We start from the raw sequence: 19,585 nt of genomic DNA on the forward strand, positions 1-19,585 counted from the left end.
ATATTATAATCTATAAATACCTATGTTGTATATGCTTTCTTTCCTCAACATTCTCATTTATGTAACTTTTTTCATATAAATTTCTTTTTTGTTCACACATATACATATAAAAAGGATGGTGATGGAAAATGCAGGGTGGAATGAATCCTTATTTACACAACGTACGCACAGCTAATACTGGTAAAGAAGCTACTATTACTGTACAAGGGGAAGGCGTCGTTAAAGCAAAACCGAATGTTGTTATATTAACGCTTGGCATTCGAACAGACGATAAAAATGTAAAACAGGCTCAAGAAGAAAATGCAGTGCAATCCAAACAATTGCTGGATGCACTTAAACAGCTTGGTATTGCCGATAAAGATATAGAAACGATTTCTTATACGATCACTCCTCAATACGAATATGTAAATGATAAAGCATTGCTACAAGGATACCGCGTGGAGCATTTGTATGAAATTACCGTTTTAAATGTACAAAAAGCTGGGGAAGTATATGATATAGCCGTTTCAAATGGTGCAAATGTAGCAAAAGGTTTACGTTTCCGAGTATCTCATCCAAATAAATATTATGAGCAAGCTCTCATTCAAGCTCTGCACCAAGCAGTAGAAAAAGCTCGTGCTATTGCGAGTACATATAATTTAAATATTAATCCTGTTCCCCTCTCATTCGTTGAAGAATCTGCCCAATTACCAAGGGAGGTTACGTCTTATGCTACTTTACATGCACAAGCAGCCCCGCCTATTCAATCGGGTGAATTAGAAATCATTTCATCCATACGGGCTATTTTTACGTATTTATAACGAATTCTCTTTACAAGTAAACGTTATCATTTTACTTGTTGTAAAAACATGATGTTCTGATATAATAAAGAACGGTGAGCTCTTACAAAAGAGATATCACGGGTGGGAGAGGGATATGAAAAAGAAGGTTTAACATGAAAGGAATACTTGAAAGAACATTTAAATTAGGTTTACACGAAACATCACCAAAACAAGAAGTTTTAGCTGGAGTTACGTCATTTTTCACAATCGTATATATTATGATTGTAAATGCGTCAATCTTATCAGATGCTGGCATTCCTCTTGAAGCTGGAATTTTAGCAACTGTTTTTAGTTCATTTGTCGGATGTCTACTCATGGCATTTTGGGCAAATGCACCTGCTATTCTTGTCCCGGGTATGGGTGTAAATGCATTCTTCACGTACACAGCTGTGCATACACTTGGACTAACTTGGCAAGAAGCATTGGCTGCTGTCTTTATCTCTGGTATTATTTTTGCAATTGCCGCTTTTACACCAATCGCTCGCGTGCTATCAATATCAATTCCAAAGTCATTAAAGGAAGCGATTACTGTCGGCATCGGATTATTTTTAGCGTTTATCGGATTGCAAAAAGGTGGTTTAGTCGTTTCGAACCCAAATACTGCTGTGGCAATGGGGAAATTAAGTAATCCTGTCGTTCTTGCGACATTACTTACTCTTATCATTGCACTTGTATTATTTATTCGTAACGTACGTGGAAACTTTTTATGGACGATTGCAATAGGAACTGGTATCGCATGGTTATTTGGTCTTGTGGATACGAGTCAAGTGGGAAATAGTTCATTCTCATTCGCTAATTACGGTGATGTGTTTGGAGCTATGTCATTTGGGAAACTTTCTTCCTTACCGTTTTGGATTGCAACATTCTCCTTAAGCATGGTGCTTATTTTTGAGAACATGGGACTTCTGCACGGTTTATTAGAAGATGACCGTAAATTCCCACGTGCTTACCAAGCCAATGCAATTTCAGCAATGACATGTGGTCTATTTGGCACAAGCCCTACCGTATCAACAGTAGAAAGTGCCGCAGGTATTACTGCAGGCGGAAAGACAGGTCTGACGTCTATCGTTACTGGGTTGCTATTCTTTGCATCACTGTTTGCTCTTCCATTTGTCAAATTAATTCCTGATAGTGCCATTGCACCAATCTTAATTATTATTGGCGGGCTGATGATTACAAGCATCCAACAAATTCCTCTGAATGACTTTTCAGAAGGATTTCCAGCATTCTTAATTATCGTTATGATCCCGCTCACATATAGTATCGCTGATGGCATTGCGTTCGGATTTATCGCTTACCCTATCTTAAAAGTTGCTCTTGGAAAGCGTAAAGAAGTCGCACCATCTATGTATATCATTACATGCTTATTCTTAGCTATGTTTGTATTACATGCTATTGGTTAAAAAAACACCGAGGAAATCCTCGGTGTTTTTTTACTTAAACCATCCTTTTTTATAAAACCAGGCCATCATTCCGCCGCCAATTAGTGCCATGATAAGTAGACAAATAAAATAACTATATTGTCCACCAAGCTCTGGCATATGCGTAAAGTTCATTCCATATACTCCCGCAATAAATGTTAATGGCATGAAAATAGTCGAGAATACAGTTAATGTTTTCATAATGTTATTCATATGATGTGAGTTTAATGAAAAATAACTATCCCGAATATCTGCTGTTAACTCTCGACTTGCCTCAATCATTTCTGTTAGTTTAAGCAAATGATCATGTATATCTTTAAAGTAAATTTCATGATCGCTTATACCATAAAAACGAGTCGAATTTAAAATACGATATAATAAATCACGCATTGGAATGATTGTACGCCTTAGCTTTGATAAATCTGCACGTATATCAAATACCTCTTCTAATACGCTTCCTGCTGTCTCCCCGGTTAAATTATCATCAATTGCATTTAAATGATCCTCAATGTAATATACAGGCGCAAAATAGTCATCTACAATTTGGTCAATAATTGTATGAGCTACGTGTAAAGGACTATTTTTAATACGCTTCTTTTCTCCAAGTGTTTTCCATACTCTTTCGATTGCATTGTTATGAGAAAAGTGGAAAGAAACAATATAACGATCACTAATAAATAAATCGATTTCGTGCGGTTCTAGTCCATCTTCCCCAAATGCATGAAGAACTAAAAAGTTATATCCATCATAAAAATCAACTTTTGGCCTCTGTACGTATTCTATACAGTCTTCAATTGCAAGGGGATGGAACTTAAAATGGTCCTGCAGAATATATGTATACTCTTCTTTCGTTGGCTTATATAAATCTAGCCAATACCATACAATATGGTCTTTCTTTGTTTCTTCTAGAGAAACATCATATAATACTTCATCTGTTTTTGTTACTGCACAAATTCTAATCATAATTTCACCCATTATTATTATAAACAAAAAATAGTAAAAAAAGCCAAGGAGAAACCTCCTCAGCTTTTTTTATTACTTCGTTACGATACCGTGTACTAAAGTTGGTGCATCTACGTGTTCTTTAGAGATCTTCATGTTCTCATAAATTTTCGCTTTTACATCTTCAACATTTTCGCGGTTTGCGTAAATTGTAACGAGAGATTCACCTTGCTTCACGCTATCGCCTACTTTTTTGCGCAGCATTAGACCAACTGCTAAATCAATTTCAGACTCTTTCGTTGCACGTCCTGCTCCTAAAAGCATTGCTGCTGTTCCGATTTCGTCTGCAACGATTTCTGATACATATCCGTCTTCTTTCGCTTCCACTTCAATTTTAAATTGTGCTTGTGGCAATTTAGAAGGGTCATCAACAACAGATGCGTCACCGCCTTGCGCTGATAAGAACGTTTTAAATGATTCTAGCGCTTTTCCGTTGTTCATTACTTCAATTAGCTTTTCACGTGCATCTTCTAAAGATGAAGCTTGTCCAGCAAGGTACACCATTTGACTTCCAAGTGTTAAACATAGCTCTTCTAAATCTTTCGGCCCTTTACCTTGTAATGTATCAATTGCTTCTTGAACTTCTAATGCGTTACCGATAGCTTCACCGAGTGGTTGACTCATATCAGAAATAACTGCCATCGTATTACGACCAACGTTATTACCGATACGTACCATTGCTTCTGCTAAACGTTTTGCATCTTCATCCGTTTTCATAAATGCACCTGCTCCAGTTTTTACATCAAGAACAATTGCATCTGCACCAGCAGCAATTTTTTTACTCATAATCGAACTTGCAATAAGCGGAATTGAGTTTACTGTTGCTGTTACATCACGAAGTGCATATAGCTTTTTATCAGCAGGTGTTAAGTTACCACTTTGGCCGATAACAGCGATTTTGTTTTCATTTACAAGACGCATGAATTCATCGTTTTCAATTTCCACATGGAATCCTGGAACTGCTTCTAATTTATCAATTGTACCACCAGTATGTCCTAAACCGCGTCCAGACATTTTCGCTACTGGTACATCTAAAGCAGCTACTAATGGACCTAATACAAGTGTCGTTGTATCACCAACACCACCTGTTGAATGCTTATCTACTTTTACACCTTCAATAGCCGATAAGTCGATTGTATCACCGCTATTTACCATTGCCATCGTTAAATCAGCACGCTCTTGATCGTTCATATCTTGGAAGAAAATTGCCATTGCAAGTGAACTTACTTGATAATCAGGAATATCACCATTCGTATATCCTTCAACAATAAAGTTAATTTCTTCTGTCGTTAATGCATGTCCGTCACGTTTTTTTGCAATTAGGTCCACCATTCTCATTGTGAAGTCACCCCTTCATTTGTTTTACGATTGCTTTTACTAATGCTAAGAAGTTAGCTTTAACACGTTCTGTCGTTTCAATTACTTCATCGTGATGAAGTGGTTGATCTAAAATACCAGCTGCCATATTTGAAATACAAGAAATACCTAATACTTTCATACCAGCATGACGCGCTACAATTACTTCAGGTACTGTTGACATACCAACTGCATCTCCGCCAAGTGTACGAAGCATACGAATTTCAGCAGGTGTTTCATATACAGGACCTGTCATTCCCACGTATACACCTTCTTGTACTTTAATATTTAAGTCTGCTGCAACTTGTTTCGCCATTTCGCGAAGTTCTACTGTATATGATGTAGACATATCAGGGAAACGTACGCCCATTTCAGAATCATTCGGTCCGATTAATGGATTCGTACCCATGAAGTTAATGTGGTCTGAAATTAACATAAGATCGCCTGGCTCAAATGATGTATTTACACCACCAGCTGCGTTTGTTACAACTACTGTTTCTACACCTAGTTCTTTCATAACACGAACTGGGAATGTTACTTTTTGCATGTCGTATCCTTCATAGAAGTGGAAACGTCCTTGCATTGCTACTACTGTTACACCTTGAAGTGTACCAAATACTAGTTGACCTGCATGGCCTTCTACAGTTGATACTGGGAATTCAGGGATTTCACTGTACGGTACTGTTACTGCGTTCTCAATTTCGTCTGCTAATACACCTAGTCCTGATCCAAGGATTAGTCCTACTTGTGGTGTCTCTTGAAATTTCTCTTTTAAGTATGAAGCTGATTTTGTAATAAGTTCACGATTCATTTGTTTATCCCCCTATTTCTTTAGCTCATTTAAGAAGCTTGTTCCGTATTCTGGCATTTTCACACCGAAGTTTTCTGCTACTGTTGCACCAATATCAGCAAATGTTTGACGAAGTGGTAACTCTTGTCCGCCTTCTTTCATGCTTGGGCTATATGCTAATAATGGTACATATTCACGTGTATGGTCAGTACCAGGGTGAATTGGATCATTACCGTGGTCTGCTGTAATTAATAATAGATCATCTTCTTTTAGTTTTGCGAATACTTCTGGAAGACGTGCATCATATTCTTGCAGAGCTTCTCCGTATCCTTGTGGATCACGGCGGTGGCCGAATAATGCATCAAAGTCAACTAAGTTTAAGAAGCTAAGACCTGTAAAGTCCATATTTAATGTATCTACAAGCTTATCCATTCCATCCATGTTAGACTTCGTACGAAGTGATTCCGTTACCCCTTCGCCATCATAAATATCAGAGATTTTACCGATAGCAATTACATCGTAGTCACTATCTTTTAATTCGTTCATTACTGTACGGCCGAATGGTTTTAATGCATAGTCATGACGATTTGGTGTACGTGTAAAGTTTCCAGGTTCACCAACGAATGGACGAGCAATAACACGACCTACCATGTATTTCTCATCTAATGTTAATTCACGTGCAATTTTACAGATTTTATATAACTCATCAAGTGGCACTACTTCTTCGTGTGCTGCAATTTGCAATACGCTATCAGCAGAAGTATAAACGATTAAAGAACCTGTTTCCATTTGCTCTTGACCAAGTTCATCAAGAATCTCAGTTCCAGAAGCTGGCTTATTACCGATAATTTTACGGCCTGTTTTTTCTTCTAATTCATCAAGTAATTCTTTCGGGAATCCTTCCGGGAACACTTGGAATGGTGTATCAATGTAAAGGCCCATGATTTCCCAGTGACCTGTCATTGTATCTTTACCAGTAGATTTCTCTTGCATTTTTGTGTAATATCCAAGTGGTTTCTCTACTTTAGAGATACCTTTCATTTCTCGAATGTTACCAAGACCTAATTTCACCATGTTAGGCATTTGTAACCCACTCATATGTTCAGCAATGTGACCAATTGTGTCAGATCCTAAATCACCAAATTGCTCAGCATCTGGTGCTTCACCGATTCCCACAGAGTCCATTACGACTAGGAATATACGTTTATATTTATTCATAACTGCGACCTCCTATAAGTTCAGTTCTACTTCTTGTAGTATGTTCAAAACGCTATAAAGTGAAACTGTTATCAAAAAGAATTCTCATTGTCAAACAGTACTTCTTTAAATCATTTTCTAACCTATTTCGTTTACTTGAAACGATTCAAAAACATTTCTAGTTTTTTCTAAGTCAGATGTCAGACATCTGATACTGATATCATAACATGTTTACGCTTTCTTTTTAATACATTTTCGTAGAATTTCTCATTTTCTTCACACTTCTATTGTAATCCATTCTGCAACGAAGTGCTAATTTTTTTATGATTTATTTCTTCATAAAAAATAAAAAGTAGCTCTAAAGAGCTACTTTTTATTTTACTTCTATTGTTTCCTCTTTATGTTCATGCAATTCGCCTTTTCTTACATGTACTTTCACTTTGTAAGCACCGTTCTCTTTGAAAGTATGTTTCGTTTCATACTCTCCTTTATTCCCTTCTTTCGCTGGAATAAATTCGTGTTTTTCAACACCATCTTTCCAAATCTCTAGTTGTACTTCAGCACCAGTTAGGGCTTCTTCTTTTTGTTTTAAATGAACTTTCATTGTAGATTCAGCATTTGCCTTTATGTCTCCAGCCATAAGATGGATCATTGTGTCACTTTTATGATCTCCATGTCCTGCACTGTGATCACTATTTTCTTTTTTCGCATCTTCTACTTTCGCATTTCCTACAGCAACTTTCACTTCTGGCATAACGTGCATTTCACGTGCATTTGTGTGAGCGATAATATGGTATACTCCATCCGTTTCGAATGTTTTCTCTACTGCATAAACACCTTTTCCTTTATGCTTACCATCTAACATCTCGTGCTTTTCGTCGCCATCTTTCCAAATTTCAAACTTTACATCATCGGCATCCGTTACTTTTTCTTTCCCTTGTGTAACAAGTGCTTGTACTTCTGTTTTTTCACCTGGTTTAATTTCTTTCGGATTTGTTTGGACTGCTACTTTTACAGCTTCAAGTTTCTGTTCTTCTTTGTTTGTATTACAGCCAGCCAACGCTAGCATCGCGATAAATAAAGTTATAATCAGTTTTTTCATCATCATTTCCTCCTTTATACTTTATTTAGTATAGAGGAAATACATTGTAATATTCCAGTCTTCTGCTGAAAACAATATACGAAATGTTTGTGAAGTTTCTGTGAAACGGTCTTCCCCTCTTAATCTATGAAAAAAAGAGCATAGTAACTATGCTCTCGGATGAAACTGTTTATATACATCTTTTAATCTAGTTTTTGAAACGTGCGTATAGATTTGCGTCGTTGAAATATCTGCATGTCCAAGCATTTCTTGTACAGCACGTAAATCTGCTCCATTTTCTAATAAGTGCGTAGCAAACGAATGACGCAACGTATGAGGTGTAAGCTCTTTTTCAATGTTTGCTTCTTTCGCTAATCGTTTTAATATTTTCCAAAATCCTTGTCTTGATAATCGATTACCATGATGGTTTAAAAAGAGTGCATCTACTACTTTTTTCCCCATTAATTCTCTTCTTCCTTTTTCAATATACTTTTGAATCGCTTCCGTTGCTAAACTTCCTAGTGGAATAATTCTTTCTTTATTCCCTTTCCCTATGCAACGAACAAATCCCATCGTTAAATGTACATCTTCTAAATTGAGTGTAATCAATTCTGAAACACGAAGTCCTGTCGCATACAGTAACTCTAGCATCGCCTTATCACGAATACCAAAAGCACTTGTCATTTTTGGTGTTTGAAGTAACGCCTCTACTTCATCAACTGATAATACTTTTGGTAATTTCCGTTCCCCTTGTGGCGTTTCAATATGTACGGATGGGTCGTGTTCTACCGATCGTTCACGAAGTAAAAATTGGTGGAACGAACGAATTGATGCGATATGACGCGCCAATGTTTTCGAAGATTTTCCGTTCTCTTTTAAATACTGCAAAAAGTTAACAATGTGTAAACGGGTCACTTCATGAAAAGTTTTCGTCTGTTCCACATTTTGCAAATACTTTACGTAGCTTTTTAAATCACGTTCATACGATACTACTGTATTCTTTGCTAATCCTTTTTCGACAACCATATAATGAATAAAATCTTTTAATTGATCTTCCACTCTACACTACTCCCCATTTTCATAGAAAAACATCATTCTATTTACGAAAGCATCCTTTGCCGGTTCTTCATTCCCTGATACTTTTTCTACAGTCTCTTCTTTAGGTTTTTCATAACGATGATAGCTTTCATATTCTTCATTTATCCATAGTATAGCGAAATAAAACAAAATCGTACAACTTGTAAATAATAAAAATACTTTTATTCCATCAAAAGTTAATTTTAAAGCTCGGCGCATTGTAAATTCCTCCAAAATATAAGTTATTACAACATATGCCAAGCTTTCACCAATTTATACCTTATTCAAATAAAAAACCTCTTCCTAGATAAATAGGAAAAGGTTATTTTTCATCCGTTTCATTTTCTTGACAATTTTTACAAATCCCATGGAATGTTAAACGATGATCTTTCACCTTAAAGCTCCAGTCTCGTTCTACTTTCCTTTCCACTTCACCAAGTAAATCTTCTTGTATTTCTTGTACAGCACCACATTGTGTACAAATCAAATGATGGTGGAAACGCTGCGCACCTTCTTGGCGTAAGTCATAGCGTGAAACACCGTCTCCGAAGTTAATCTTATCGACAACTTTTAACTCAGATAATAGTTCTAAAGTTCGATAGACGGTTGCTAATCCGATCTCTGGCGACTTTTCTTTTACAAGGAGGTAAACATCTTCTGCGCTTAAATGATCTTCTTCATTTTCTAGCAGCACACGAACTGTTGCTTCACGTTGCGGTGTTAATTTGTAGCTCGCTGCATGTAATTGCTTCTTAATTCGTTCAATTCTTTCTTCCATTCGGTACTACTCCCTCCTCGCCACTCTTACACCATTATATCAGAAGAAGGGCTTCTGTCAAAAGAAAAAACAATAAAAACAAATTGATAATTATTCTCAAAAAGTATTTATTTTTTATTAATAGCCTCAACGACTTCTTTCATTAAAACTGGTGATGCGTAAGCCTCCACACTAGAAGCAAGTGCTAACACCACTCCAATTACGAGAAAGAAGCATGTATAACGGATTAATAATGGTAATAGTGGCTCGGTTATTTTTCTAATAAATTGATGCCTAATCATCCGTAAAGAAAAACTTGCAGCAATGGTTGTCATAACGAGAAAGACTGGAATGATAATTAAATTTTGTGGCAAAACAGATACAAATGCTAATAATAGTCCATTCCATCCATGCTGACTTACTAAAAAACCAACTGTAAATCCAACGACAACTCCTTTTACAAATAATAAAATAAAAATAAGTGGTAATCCAATAATTGAAATTCCTAAAATCCAAATAAATCCGATGTATTTTAATTGCGAAAAGTAACTTTCTCGAAACATTTCGCCCGCAATGGCAAATTCTCCTTTAGAGACTTGTCCAAAAAAACGTTGTAAATAAAATGATAAATCTTGTTTTTGATTGATTTGTAAACTATTCACGAGAATGGCTCCGAATATTACTCCCATCAATAATAAAACAGCGTTAAATATATATAATGAAGAGTTTTCCTGTATGTGAGACATTACACGGTCTTGCCAATTTTTTCGCCACATTTTTCTTCCCTCCGTTCACACTCTTATTAAAAATGTATGAAAGAAAGAAAAAAGTATGACGAATTAACATTGAAATTCCGCTCTACTTTGCTAAACTAAAAAGTAGAGAATAGGAGGGATTTCTCTTGAAACCATTATTATTAGATTTTCCAACATTATTTCAAACTGAACGCTTGCAAGTTCGTAAACCATTTCCAGGTGATGGTGCAGAAGTATATGAAGCAATCCAAGCTTCTCTAGAAGACTTAGTACCGTGGATACCAATTAACGCTGAAACAGAAGAGAGTGCTGAAGAAATTGTTCGCGAAGCTCACGGACAGTTTTTACTTCGTGAAACACTTGATTTTCACTTATACGATAAAGTATCTGGTACATTCATCGGAGCAATTACACTAAAGCCTGAAAACTGGGATATTCCAAAGTTTTCACTTCACTTCTGGCTACATAGTGCCTATACAAAACAAGGCTATATGACCGAAGCTGTTAAAGGTGCAATTCAGTTCGCCTTTGATAAACTAGGCGCTAGAAGAATTGAAATTCGTACTGATGCAACAAATATAAATGCATGTAGCTTAGCAGAACGTCTAGAATTCATTCTAGAAGGGACAATGGAAAATGATTTCCTAGCACCAGATGGTAGCTTACGTGATGCACGTGTATATGCAAAAATCAATTAAAAAACACTCGCCTTTGGCGAGTGTTTATTTTTGTAGTTGTAAATATTGTACTGCAAACATCGTCTTCGCATCATGAATACGAAGATCTTTCATAAGAGTAATCGCTTCTTCTAACGATACTTCCATTAATTCCACAAACTCATCTTCATCTAACTCAGCTTTATTTTCTTTTCTTGTCAAACCTGTCGCTTTATATACATATAAAATTTCATCTGCGAATCCTGGAGATGTATAGAAAGAAGTAATGAGCTCCATATTTTCACATACATATCCTGTTTCCTCTTCTAATTCACGAACTGCTGTTACCTCAGGTTTTTCACCAGGTTCTAACTTGCCAGCCGGAATTTCTATAATCGCCTTTTCAAGTGCTTTACGATACTGCTCAACAAGCACAATTTTCCCCTCATCAGTAATAGCAATAATAGCAACTGCACCAGGGTGATTTACAATTTCACGTTTACTCATTGCTCCATTTGGTAATACTACATCATCAACACGAACTTTTATAACTCTACCATCAAAAATTGGCTCAGTTTTTACTGTTCTCTCTGCAAGATTACTCATACTACTTCATCTCCCTGTTCTATTTCCTATTCTTTCCTCATACATTTTACCACATTGAAAGGAGCGTGATAGAAATGAAAGTTTATATTTTACCAAATCGCGTCACTTTAGTCGGAAAAGCATGGCAAATTCGCCATAAGCTAAAGCAATATAGCAAAGAGTATACAACTGTACAAGAGTGGATTACAGCAAATAAAGTGAAACATTAATCATGCTTTTACGGGCAGTTAATGCGAAGCGGAAAGTAAACGTTTGTCAACCTCTTTTCCCTCTCGTACAATAAAGGTAAGGAGGTTGACCTATGAAAAAACGTCAATTAGGAAACTCAGATTTGTTTGTTACAGAAATGGGCCTTGGCTGTATGTCTCTCGGTACATCTGAAACAGAAGCTATGCATATTATCGATGAAGCGATCGATTTAGGAATTAATTTTTTTGATACAGCAGATTTATATGATTACGGATTAAATGAAGAATTTGTTGGAAAATCCTTGAAGGGAAGAAGAGACCAAATTGTACTTACAACGAAGGTTGGAAATCGTTGGACAGAAGAAAAAAATGGCTGGTCTTGGGATCCTTCTAAAGCTTACATAAAGACTGAAGTAAAGGAAAGTTTACGTAGACTTCAAACTGATTATATTGACCTTTACCAACTTCATGGCGGAACAATTGAAGATCCAATAGATGAAACAATTGAAGCTTTTGAAGAATTGAAAAAGGAAGGTATTATTCGCCATCACGGTATTTCTTCTATACGCCCAAATGTCGTTCGTGAATATGCAAAACGCTCAAACATCGTTAGTGTACTAATGGAATATAACCTTTTAAATCGTCGTCCAGAAGAATGGTTCCCCCTTCTAAATGAACACCAAATTAGCGTCATTGCCCGCGGGCCACTTGCAAAAGGAATTTTAACTGACAATAATGCAAGAAAGATAGAAAGAGTAAAGGAAAAGGATTATCTCTCTTATTCTTACGATGAATTACATGCAACTCTAGCAAGTGTAAAAGAAATAATTGGAGAACGCTCTTTAACAGGAACAGCTATTCAATATTGCTTACATAATAAGACTGTTGCAGCTATTATACCTGGTGCAAGCTCTCTTCAACAATTACAGGAAAATATACGAGCTAGTCAACAGTTACCTTTAACGAAAGAAGAATATATACAACTTCAAAAGATTGTTAAATATGACACATATGCTTTGCATCGTTAAAAATATCGAATTACCGATAAAACAGAAGACTGTCTCCAGTATTAGGAGACAGTCTTTTTTATAACGTATCATATTTATCAGGATTCGTTCCTACATGTAAATCACGATTCAACGTGTTAATTTGACGTATCTCTTCTTCAGTTAGTGCAAAATCAAAAATAGTAAAGTTTTCTTTAATACGAGATGGTGTAACAGATTTAGGAATTGTAACAATCCCGCTTTGAATATCCCACCTTAATATAACTTGTGCAGGTGTTTTTTCATATTTGTTAGCAATAGCCTGAATGATTGGATGCTGGAATACTTCTCCGCCCCTCATTAACGGACTCCATGCTTCCATTTGAATTTGCTCATCTTGACAATAATTTCGCAACTCAAATTGCGTCAACATCGGATGAAGTTCCACTTGGTTTACCATCGGCTTCACTTTGCAATTTGGTAATAATAGTTCTAAATGATGTTTATGAAAATTAGAAACACCAATCGCACGCACTTTACCTTCTTCATACAATTTCTCTAAAGCTCGGTACGTATCAACATACTTCCCTCTTACCGGCCAATGTATTAAATATAAATCTACATAGTCCATTTGTAATTTTTTCAAACTCTTTTCAAACGCCTCGAGTGTCTCCTCATATCCTTGATCGTCGTTCCATACTTTTGTTGTAATAAATATATCTTCTCTTGGAATTCCTGATTCACGTATCGCCTCTCCGACACCGCTTTCATTTTCATATACAGTTGCTGTATCAATCGAACGGTATCCAACTTCTAACGCTGTTTTTACTGCTTGCTTTACTTCGTCTCCTTCTTTCGCTTTATATACGCCTAGACCAATCATCGGCATTTTCACGCCATTATGAAGTGTAGTTGTTGGAATATGCACAGTCGTCTCCCTTTCATTGTTACATTTTTTATAAGCCACAATTTTATTTCAACAAGATTCATCCCAAAAGTCAAAACATACGTACAGTTTACATAACACTTTTATATAGCTAAAAAATAGCGTGAACTCATTCATTCACGTTATTTTTTCTCCATTCTTTCGCTTTTTCATCCACATTGCGCACAAACTCATTTTTTCCTTCCATATATAACGCGCCATCATATGTATACTTTTCGGCTAATTCTTTCTTTAAGGTTGCATATGCCTCTGCTTCTTCACAATGAGCCATCATATAATCACGAAATGCTAAATGCCTTACTATCTCTGGATTTCCTTTTTCAAACACGTGTAAATGATACGAGCGTTTTTCTTCAGTTCCATGAATAAAATATCGGCGTCTTGAAATACCATTTTCCCCTTTTACGATGTAACCAAGCTCTATAAATCGTTCATTCCACCCATCTACTCTTTCGATATTTTCTACTTCCATGATCATATCAATAATAGGTTTAGCTGCCAGTCCGGGAACTGACGTACTTCCAATATGATGAATTTTTACCGTTTCTGGCATCGCTGATTTTAATCTTTTAGCCTCCATTTGAAATTTTTCACTCCAATGGTTTTCATGTGGAACAACGACAATTTTTCTCATTCTAACTCCCCTTTTCTTACAAGCTCGTCAAAAAATGATCAGTGGTATTTCACTGATCATTTTTTTATTATTTAAAGTCTTTCCAAGTAAGGTTACTTTCACTTAGCAGTTCTTCAAATGATTTATTCTTTTCACGTTCTTTTTGTTCTTGGCGCTTTCTTTCCAGTTCAGCTGCCTCTTTTTCCTCTTCCCTCACTTGCAACTCTTTCTTCTTACTCTTTAATTGTTGCATGAGTGAATCATTTAATTGATCGCCTAATGTAAGTGTTTCTTTCTTTGGTTGATTCACTTGTGATTGTCTTTGCATTTGTCTTTGTCTTTGTTTCTTTTTCTTCATGCTACTCACCTTTTACTTTTTTCTCCATTATAGTAGATACACAATGAAATCGACAATAAAAAAGGGTCTTTACTCTATTATTCACTTTTTGTAAATATGTTAATTTTTCGAAAAGACTAAATTTTTATGTAGCTATAATCCTATGAATCTATTAAAATTATGTCGTATGATGTCAGATTATAAAAAAGGAGAATTATATTATGTGGAAAAAAATTATTCCTGCCGTTGCTGTTTTAAGCACCATTACTTTTTCAAGCGTATTTGCCGCTCCCCCATCTCAGAATCCAGCTGAACAAAACCGCTACATAGACGTACAAATGCTTGGTATTAATGATCTCCATGGACAACTAGATACTGTTAAAAAAATCAATAATAAAGAAGCTGGTGGCGCTGATTACTTAGCTACTTATTTAAAAGAACATAAAAAACAAAACCCTAATACACTTCTCGTACATGCTGGTGATATCGTCGGAGCTAGTCCACCAGTTTCAGCATTATTACAAGATGAACCGACGATTGAATTTTTAAATGACTTAAAATTTGATGTCGGTACAATCGGGAACCATGAATTTGATGAAGGCATTGATGAAATGAAACGCCTCATTTACGGTGGATATCATGAAAAAACAGGAAATTTCAAAGGGGCTAACTTCCCCTATGTAGCTGCTAATTTCTATAACAAATCAACTGGCCGCTTATTTTTACCACCATTTACTGTAAAAATGGTAGATGGTGTTCCTGTAGGATTCATTGGGGTTGTTACAACTGATACACCAAATGTTGTTATGCCTACGATGCTTAACAATGTACAAATTACTGATGAAGTAGAAGCAATTAATAAATCAACACAACAATTAAAACGCCTCGGCGTTAAATCTATCGTCGTTCTTGCTCATGTCGGTGGAACAACCGATGAGTCTGGGGTAACAAATGGCGACCTTACTCGAATTGCAAATGAAACAGACCCAGAAGTTGATGTTATCTTCGGTGGACATAGTCATACGTATGTAAATGGTACAGTAAATAATAAACTAATTGTCCAAGCAAATTCATATGGAATGGCTTTCTCAGACGTCGATGTAACAATTGATCGTAAAACAAAGGATATTGTAAAGAAAAAAGCTGAAGTTGTTACAACGTATCATGAAGGTGTAGAACCTGATAAACAAGTAAAGAAAAAACTAGATCAATATAAAGAAAAAATCGCACCACTTGTAAATGAAGTGGTCGGAAAATCTACAGCACCTATCGACCGTAAACAAAATGATGCTGGTGAGTCCACTCTTGGAAATTTAGTTGCCGATGCTCAGCGTCAAACGATGCAAACTCAAATCTCCCTCATGAATCCTGGTGGCATTCGTAATGACTTAGATGCTGGTGATATTACGTGGGGTGAGTTATACGGCATTCAACCTTTTGGAAATCAATTGATTAAAGTAAATTTAACAGGTCAAGACATTCGCGATATTTTAAATCAGCAATGGCAAAAGGGAACAACAAGAATGCTTCAAATTTCAGGTATTCAATATACGTGGGATGCAAATAAACCAAACGGTGAAAAAGTTACAAATATACGTTTAACAAACGGAGAAGAATTATCTCCATCTACAACGTATAGCGTAGTTGCAAATGCCTTCTTAGCTTCTGGCGGTGATGGATTCGTATCATTTAAAAATGGTAAAAATGCAGAAACTGGGCCAAACGACTTTGAAGCGTTAGTCAATTACGTAAAACAATTAAAAGAACCAATTCAGCCAGTTATTGATGGAAGAATTCAAAAAGTAAATTAAGTGTTTCTCTAATAATAAATTTCATTTTTCACGCATAAAGGATTTGTACTGGTCCTCTATTTTATACGTAATATACATCATAAAAAGGATACTCGTTCTTCTAATGAACACAGTATCCTTTTCTTTAGTTATCAAAATGTGATGTTTTGTCAACTTCATATTGCTGTAAAAATTGTTGCAACGCCTCTTCTACAAGTTTAGATTTTTGAATTCCTTTCGATTCTGATATAAGGTCCAATCTTGCTAATATTTCTGTATTAATAGAAAAGGTCCGTCTCTTTTTCTCTGTACTTTTACTCACAATTGGTGCAATTACTTCTTCTCTTTTTCTTAATAACTCATAAATGCTTTGTAATTGCTCATAAATTAATAATTGATAATCTGTTTTCTCATATTGAAGGGCGGTCGCTTCTTGGAGTTGTAAGTGACGTGGTTCTTCTCCATCTCCTACAAAAATACGTTTCTTCTGCTCTCCATCATATTCGTATCCAATCAATCTTAATTTCTTCGATAATGTATACGGGCTTATTTCAAGACGTTTTGCTATAATAGCGATGGATTCACGTCTATTTAAACCATCTATAATTTCTCCAATCGTCACAATTTCCCTCCTCCCGTGTTGAAATGACACTAGTATGGTATGTTACAATGATTTTCTAACAGTATATGCAAAATGAATAGCCTGTGCGATTCATACGATTTCACAAAAGGAGGTTTTCAATATGCTTTTTCGTAGCTACACCCCTCAGTTCTATAACGAAAACAAACAACTCATTCCTAATAGTATCGCTACGATAGAAAGCGTTATGATTAATAATCGAAAACAAACTCTCCTTATGCGTGGACAAAACGTAGAGCAACCTATTTTATTATGCTGTCACGGCGGACCTGGGATGGCACAAATCGGATTTATTCGCCATTTTCAAAAAGAATTAGAGAAGCAATTTATTGTTATTAATTGGGATCAGCGCGGGGCTGGTAAATCCTTTTCAATGAAAGATTTCGGAGCAAATTTCACAATCGAACAATTCGTTTCCGATGCAAAAGAAGTGATTCAATATGTACTTAAAAGGTTCAACAAACAAAAACTATTTCTCGCTGGTCATTCTTGGGGAAGTATTATTGGGCTTAACATAGCACATCAATATCCAAAGTATATCGAGGCTTACATCGGTATTGGGCAAATTGTACATATGAAACAAAATGAAGAATTGCTATATCAACATTTAATTCATTCTGCAAAAAAACATGATCATAAAAAAGCATTAGCTTCCCTTTTAAAATTAGGCAAACCACCATTTTTAGATACGAGACGTCTCATTATTCAAAGAAAGTGGCTTGGCACATTTGGAGGCGCAATCCAAAACGGATCTTCCTTTTCTTTCATACGAAAAGGTTTCTTTTCTCCTGAATATACGCTATTAGATTGGTTCAAGTTTCTCGCAGGAAATTTAAAATCTGGTGTTTTATGGGAAGAAATGCTGACAATCGATTTCTTTTCTTCTATTTCAAGTTTATCTATTCCAGTTTATTTTTGTTCTGGTCGCTATGATTATCAAACTCCTTATGCACTCGTTCAGGAATATTGCGATATTATTGAAGCGCCTATAAAAAAGATGATTTGGTTCCCAAATTCAGCACATTCTCCTGATTTAGAAGAACCAGAATTATTCGCTAATTCTTTACAATCAATTAAACAAGAGCTAGCTTTTCAGCATTAGTAACAAAAGGCTCTTTTACATTTCATAGAAAACATTTTATAATAATATGTCGCAAGCATGTATAAACATAGCAAAATGTTTCATATTTACTTGTCTTAACAGAATAAAAATTTAGGGAGATTACATTTATTATGAACGCTGTACTCGTCGCAGTAGCAATTATGCTATTGCTTAGTTTGTTACGTGTCCAGGTCATTGTCGCCATCATTGTTGGAGCTTTAACAGGCGGACTTATCGGCGGACTCGGTATTTCAGAAACGATTAACACTTTTACAACTGGTCTTGGAAACAGTGCTCCAATCGCTTTAAGTTATGCAATGCTTGGTGGTTTCGCTATTTCCCTTTCCAAAACAGGACTTCCAGATGCTATGATTCAAACTGCATTAAAATGGATTGGCAATGAACAAGACACGAAAAAACAAGTTTATTCTAAAATACTTATTTTATTCATTATTTTAACGATGGCTTGTTTCTCACAAAATGTGATTCCTGTTCACATTGCTTTCATCCCCATCTTAATTCCAGCACTTTTAAAAGTATTAAATGAGCTGAAAGTGGATCGCAGACTTGTCACATGTATTATTACATTTGGATTGATTACTCCTTATATGTGGATCCCTGCAGGATTCGGAAAAATTTATCATGACGTATTACAAACCAACGCTGCGCAAAGCGGCCTTACATTTGATGTCACACTTATTCCAAAAGCAATGACTATTCCAGCAATTGGTATGATTATTGGATTATGTGTAGCGGTATTCATTACGTACCGAAAACCTCGTACGTATGAAACAGAACAAATTCATACTACCGAAAATGAAATCGTTCCCTATACAAAACGTAGCATTACTTTCGGTTTATTATCTATCATTGCTACATTAACTGTTCAATTAACAACAGAATCAATGATTTTCGGTGCTTTAGCAGGTATTATCGTCTTATCAGTTAGTGGCAGTCTACCACTTAAAGAAGCAGATGCGATATTAACAAGCGGAATGCGTATGATGTCCTTTATTGGCTTTGTTATGATTGCTGCCGCTGGATTCGGCGCTGTTCTTCGAAAAACAGGACATGTTGAATCTCTAGTGCAAACGAGTGCACATATAATTGGAAATAACAAACCACTCGCTGCATTTCTTATGCTCGTTATTGGACTTCTCGTTACGATGGGAATTGGTTCATCCTTTTCAACCATCCCTATCTTAACAACCATTTTTGTACCTCTTTGCATTCAGCTTGGATTTAGTCCAATGGCCACAATTGCAATTATCGGTACAGCCGGAGCACTAGGTGACGCAGGATCTCCAGCATCGGATAGTACCCTTGGACCAACATCCGGTTTAAATGCTGATGGTCAGCACCATCATATATGGGATACATGTGTACCCACTTTTCTACATTACAATATACCGTTACTTATATTTGGCTTTATTGCCGCAATTACATTATAAAAAGGTGCGTATA

At 36.0% G+C, this 19,585-nt stretch carries 22 protein-coding genes; 8 read left to right on the top strand and 14 right to left on the bottom strand.

The window, feature by feature from the left end; translation table 11 throughout:
* Nucleotides 1-128: 128 nt before the first annotated feature.
* Entirely contained in the window at nucleotides 129-800 is a 672-nt protein-coding gene (locus V6946_RS21785) for an SIMPL domain-containing protein (protein WP_001161448.1), read from the top strand.
* Nucleotides 801-934: 134 nt separating this feature from the next.
* A complete protein-coding gene (locus V6946_RS21790; RefSeq protein ID WP_000676238.1) occupies nucleotides 935-2,224 on the top strand; it encodes an NCS2 family permease in 1,290 nt (429 codons plus the stop codon).
* A gap of 30 nt (nucleotides 2,225-2,254) precedes the next feature.
* Here V6946_RS21790 and corA read toward each other — a convergent pair whose 3' ends face one another.
* From corA to spoIIM, 9 genes are all read right to left on the bottom strand, one after another.
* Entirely contained in the window at nucleotides 2,255-3,217 is a 963-nt protein-coding gene (corA, locus tag V6946_RS21795; RefSeq protein ID WP_002000765.1) for a magnesium/cobalt transporter CorA, read from the bottom strand.
* A gap of 60 nt (nucleotides 3,218-3,277) precedes the next feature.
* A complete protein-coding gene (locus V6946_RS21800; protein WP_001243069.1) occupies nucleotides 3,278-4,582 on the bottom strand; it encodes a pyrimidine-nucleoside phosphorylase in 1,305 nt (434 codons plus the stop codon).
* 7 nt (nucleotides 4,583-4,589) lie between these two features.
* Nucleotides 4,590-5,411, bottom strand: coding sequence for a purine-nucleoside phosphorylase (locus V6946_RS21805; protein ID WP_001078446.1), 822 nt, complete (start codon nucleotides 5,409-5,411; stop codon nucleotides 4,590-4,592).
* Nucleotides 5,412-5,423: 12 nt separating this feature from the next.
* Nucleotides 5,424-6,608: a phosphopentomutase gene (gene deoB / locus V6946_RS21810; protein ID WP_366982015.1), complete on the bottom strand. Its 1,185-nt coding sequence runs from the start codon at nucleotides 6,606-6,608 to the stop codon at nucleotides 5,424-5,426.
* Between the two features lie 352 nt (nucleotides 6,609-6,960).
* On the bottom strand, nucleotides 6,961-7,689 hold the full coding sequence (locus V6946_RS21815) for a FixH family protein (protein WP_366982014.1): 729 nt from the start codon (nucleotides 7,687-7,689) through the stop codon (nucleotides 6,961-6,963).
* Nucleotides 7,690-7,836: 147 nt separating this feature from the next.
* Nucleotides 7,837-8,727, bottom strand: a complete 891-nt coding sequence (gene xerD, locus V6946_RS21820; RefSeq protein ID WP_406622119.1) for a site-specific tyrosine recombinase XerD — start codon at nucleotides 8,725-8,727, stop codon at nucleotides 7,837-7,839.
* Between the two features lie 6 nt (nucleotides 8,728-8,733).
* A complete protein-coding gene (locus tag V6946_RS21825) occupies nucleotides 8,734-8,964 on the bottom strand; it encodes a YqzK family protein (RefSeq protein WP_001250432.1) in 231 nt (76 codons plus the stop codon).
* 103 nt (nucleotides 8,965-9,067) lie between these two features.
* Entirely contained in the window at nucleotides 9,068-9,523 is a 456-nt protein-coding gene (locus V6946_RS21830) for a Fur family transcriptional regulator (RefSeq protein WP_000392657.1), read from the bottom strand.
* Between the two features lie 107 nt (nucleotides 9,524-9,630).
* On the bottom strand, nucleotides 9,631-10,248 hold the full coding sequence (gene spoIIM / locus V6946_RS21835; protein ID WP_013142149.1) for a stage II sporulation protein M: 618 nt from the start codon (nucleotides 10,246-10,248) through the stop codon (nucleotides 9,631-9,633).
* 155 nt (nucleotides 10,249-10,403) lie between these two features.
* On the opposite strand from spoIIM, the gene V6946_RS21840 reads away from it, so the two are divergent.
* A complete protein-coding gene (locus tag V6946_RS21840) occupies nucleotides 10,404-10,955 on the top strand; it encodes a GNAT family N-acetyltransferase (protein ID WP_000803479.1) in 552 nt (183 codons plus the stop codon).
* Nucleotides 10,956-10,979: 24 nt separating this feature from the next.
* Here V6946_RS21840 and V6946_RS21845 read toward each other — a convergent pair whose 3' ends face one another.
* Nucleotides 10,980-11,519, bottom strand: a complete 540-nt coding sequence (locus tag V6946_RS21845) for an NUDIX hydrolase (RefSeq protein WP_000067042.1) — start codon at nucleotides 11,517-11,519, stop codon at nucleotides 10,980-10,982.
* Between the two features lie 74 nt (nucleotides 11,520-11,593).
* On the opposite strand from V6946_RS21845, the gene mciZ reads away from it, so the two are divergent.
* Both mciZ and V6946_RS21855 read left to right on the top strand, forming a co-directional pair.
* The gene (gene mciZ / locus V6946_RS21850; protein WP_000870302.1) at nucleotides 11,594-11,728 is read left to right on the top strand and encodes a Z-ring formation inhibitor MciZ; all 135 of its coding nucleotides are present in this window, start codon (nucleotides 11,594-11,596) and stop codon (nucleotides 11,726-11,728) included.
* Nucleotides 11,729-11,820: 92 nt separating this feature from the next.
* Nucleotides 11,821-12,735, top strand: coding sequence for an aldo/keto reductase (locus tag V6946_RS21855; protein WP_366982012.1), 915 nt, complete (start codon nucleotides 11,821-11,823; stop codon nucleotides 12,733-12,735).
* 58 nt (nucleotides 12,736-12,793) lie between these two features.
* Here the strand turns inward: V6946_RS21855 and V6946_RS21860 are convergent, their stop codons facing one another.
* The 3 genes from V6946_RS21860 to V6946_RS21870 form a co-directional block, all read right to left on the bottom strand.
* A complete protein-coding gene (locus tag V6946_RS21860; RefSeq protein ID WP_000547992.1) occupies nucleotides 12,794-13,621 on the bottom strand; it encodes an aldo/keto reductase in 828 nt (275 codons plus the stop codon).
* Nucleotides 13,622-13,748: 127 nt separating this feature from the next.
* Complete coding sequence (locus tag V6946_RS21865; protein ID WP_006921453.1) at nucleotides 13,749-14,273, bottom strand: GrpB family protein; 525 nt, start codon at nucleotides 14,271-14,273, stop codon at nucleotides 13,749-13,751.
* Between the two features lie 67 nt (nucleotides 14,274-14,340).
* Entirely contained in the window at nucleotides 14,341-14,610 is a 270-nt protein-coding gene (locus V6946_RS21870; protein ID WP_006921455.1) for a YqkE family protein, read from the bottom strand.
* Between the two features lie 200 nt (nucleotides 14,611-14,810).
* On the opposite strand from V6946_RS21870, the gene V6946_RS21875 reads away from it, so the two are divergent.
* Nucleotides 14,811-16,400, top strand: coding sequence for a bifunctional UDP-sugar hydrolase/5'-nucleotidase (locus V6946_RS21875; RefSeq protein ID WP_000265553.1), 1,590 nt, complete (start codon nucleotides 14,811-14,813; stop codon nucleotides 16,398-16,400).
* A gap of 124 nt (nucleotides 16,401-16,524) precedes the next feature.
* Here the strand turns inward: V6946_RS21875 and V6946_RS21880 are convergent, their stop codons facing one another.
* Nucleotides 16,525-17,001, bottom strand: a complete 477-nt coding sequence (locus V6946_RS21880; protein WP_000151931.1) for a ribbon-helix-helix domain-containing protein — start codon at nucleotides 16,999-17,001, stop codon at nucleotides 16,525-16,527.
* Nucleotides 17,002-17,122: 121 nt separating this feature from the next.
* Between V6946_RS21880 and V6946_RS21885 the strand changes: the two genes are divergently transcribed.
* Complete coding sequence (locus tag V6946_RS21885) at nucleotides 17,123-18,121, top strand: alpha/beta fold hydrolase (RefSeq protein ID WP_000898973.1); 999 nt, start codon at nucleotides 17,123-17,125, stop codon at nucleotides 18,119-18,121.
* Nucleotides 18,122-18,252: 131 nt separating this feature from the next.
* Nucleotides 18,253-19,572 carry a Na+/H+ antiporter family protein gene (locus tag V6946_RS21890; RefSeq protein WP_000994816.1) on the top strand — a complete coding sequence of 440 codons (1,320 nt, stop codon included), beginning with the start codon at nucleotides 18,253-18,255 and terminating at the stop codon, nucleotides 19,570-19,572.
* The last annotated feature ends 13 nt before the right edge of the window (nucleotides 19,573-19,585 follow it).

The sequence above is a fragment of the Bacillus sp. PPSBB_2 genome, from assembly GCF_045291115.1.
Taxonomy (GTDB): domain Bacteria; phylum Bacillota; class Bacilli; order Bacillales; family Bacillaceae_G; genus Bacillus_A; species Bacillus_A cereus.

Bases quoted from the DNA above. Each gene is read 5' to 3' on its own strand.
- V6946_RS21785 (WP_001161448.1), top strand. From the start codon at position 129: ATGCAGGGTGGAATGAATCCTTATTTACACAACGTACGCACAGCTAAT.
- V6946_RS21790 (WP_000676238.1), top strand. From the start codon at position 935: ATGAAAGGAATACTTGAAAGAACATTTAAATTAGGTTTACACGAAACA.
- corA (WP_002000765.1), bottom strand. From the start codon at position 3,217: ATGGGTGAAATTATGATTAGAATTTGTGCAGTAACAAAAACAGATGAA.
- V6946_RS21800 (WP_001243069.1), bottom strand. From the start codon at position 4,582: ATGAGAATGGTGGACCTAATTGCAAAAAAACGTGACGGACATGCATTA.
- V6946_RS21805 (WP_001078446.1), bottom strand. From the start codon at position 5,411: ATGAATCGTGAACTTATTACAAAATCAGCTTCATACTTAAAAGAGAAA.
- deoB (WP_366982015.1), bottom strand. From the start codon at position 6,608: ATGAATAAATATAAACGTATATTCCTAGTCGTAATGGACTCTGTGGGA.
- V6946_RS21815 (WP_366982014.1), bottom strand. From the start codon at position 7,689: ATGAAAAAACTGATTATAACTTTATTTATCGCGATGCTAGCGTTGGCT.
- V6946_RS21825 (WP_001250432.1), bottom strand. From the start codon at position 8,964: ATGCGCCGAGCTTTAAAATTAACTTTTGATGGAATAAAAGTATTTTTA.
- V6946_RS21830 (WP_000392657.1), bottom strand. From the start codon at position 9,523: ATGGAAGAAAGAATTGAACGAATTAAGAAGCAATTACATGCAGCGAGC.
- spoIIM (WP_013142149.1), bottom strand. From the start codon at position 10,248: ATGTCTCACATACAGGAAAACTCTTCATTATATATATTTAACGCTGTT.
- V6946_RS21845 (WP_000067042.1), bottom strand. From the start codon at position 11,519: ATGAGTAATCTTGCAGAGAGAACAGTAAAAACTGAGCCAATTTTTGAT.
- mciZ (WP_000870302.1), top strand. From the start codon at position 11,594: ATGAAAGTTTATATTTTACCAAATCGCGTCACTTTAGTCGGAAAAGCA.
- V6946_RS21855 (WP_366982012.1), top strand. From the start codon at position 11,821: ATGAAAAAACGTCAATTAGGAAACTCAGATTTGTTTGTTACAGAAATG.
- V6946_RS21865 (WP_006921453.1), bottom strand. From the start codon at position 14,273: ATGAGAAAAATTGTCGTTGTTCCACATGAAAACCATTGGAGTGAAAAA.
- V6946_RS21870 (WP_006921455.1), bottom strand. From the start codon at position 14,610: ATGAAGAAAAAGAAACAAAGACAAAGACAAATGCAAAGACAATCACAA.
- V6946_RS21875 (WP_000265553.1), top strand. From the start codon at position 14,811: ATGTGGAAAAAAATTATTCCTGCCGTTGCTGTTTTAAGCACCATTACT.
- V6946_RS21885 (WP_000898973.1), top strand. From the start codon at position 17,123: ATGCTTTTTCGTAGCTACACCCCTCAGTTCTATAACGAAAACAAACAA.
- V6946_RS21890 (WP_000994816.1), top strand. From the start codon at position 18,253: ATGAACGCTGTACTCGTCGCAGTAGCAATTATGCTATTGCTTAGTTTG.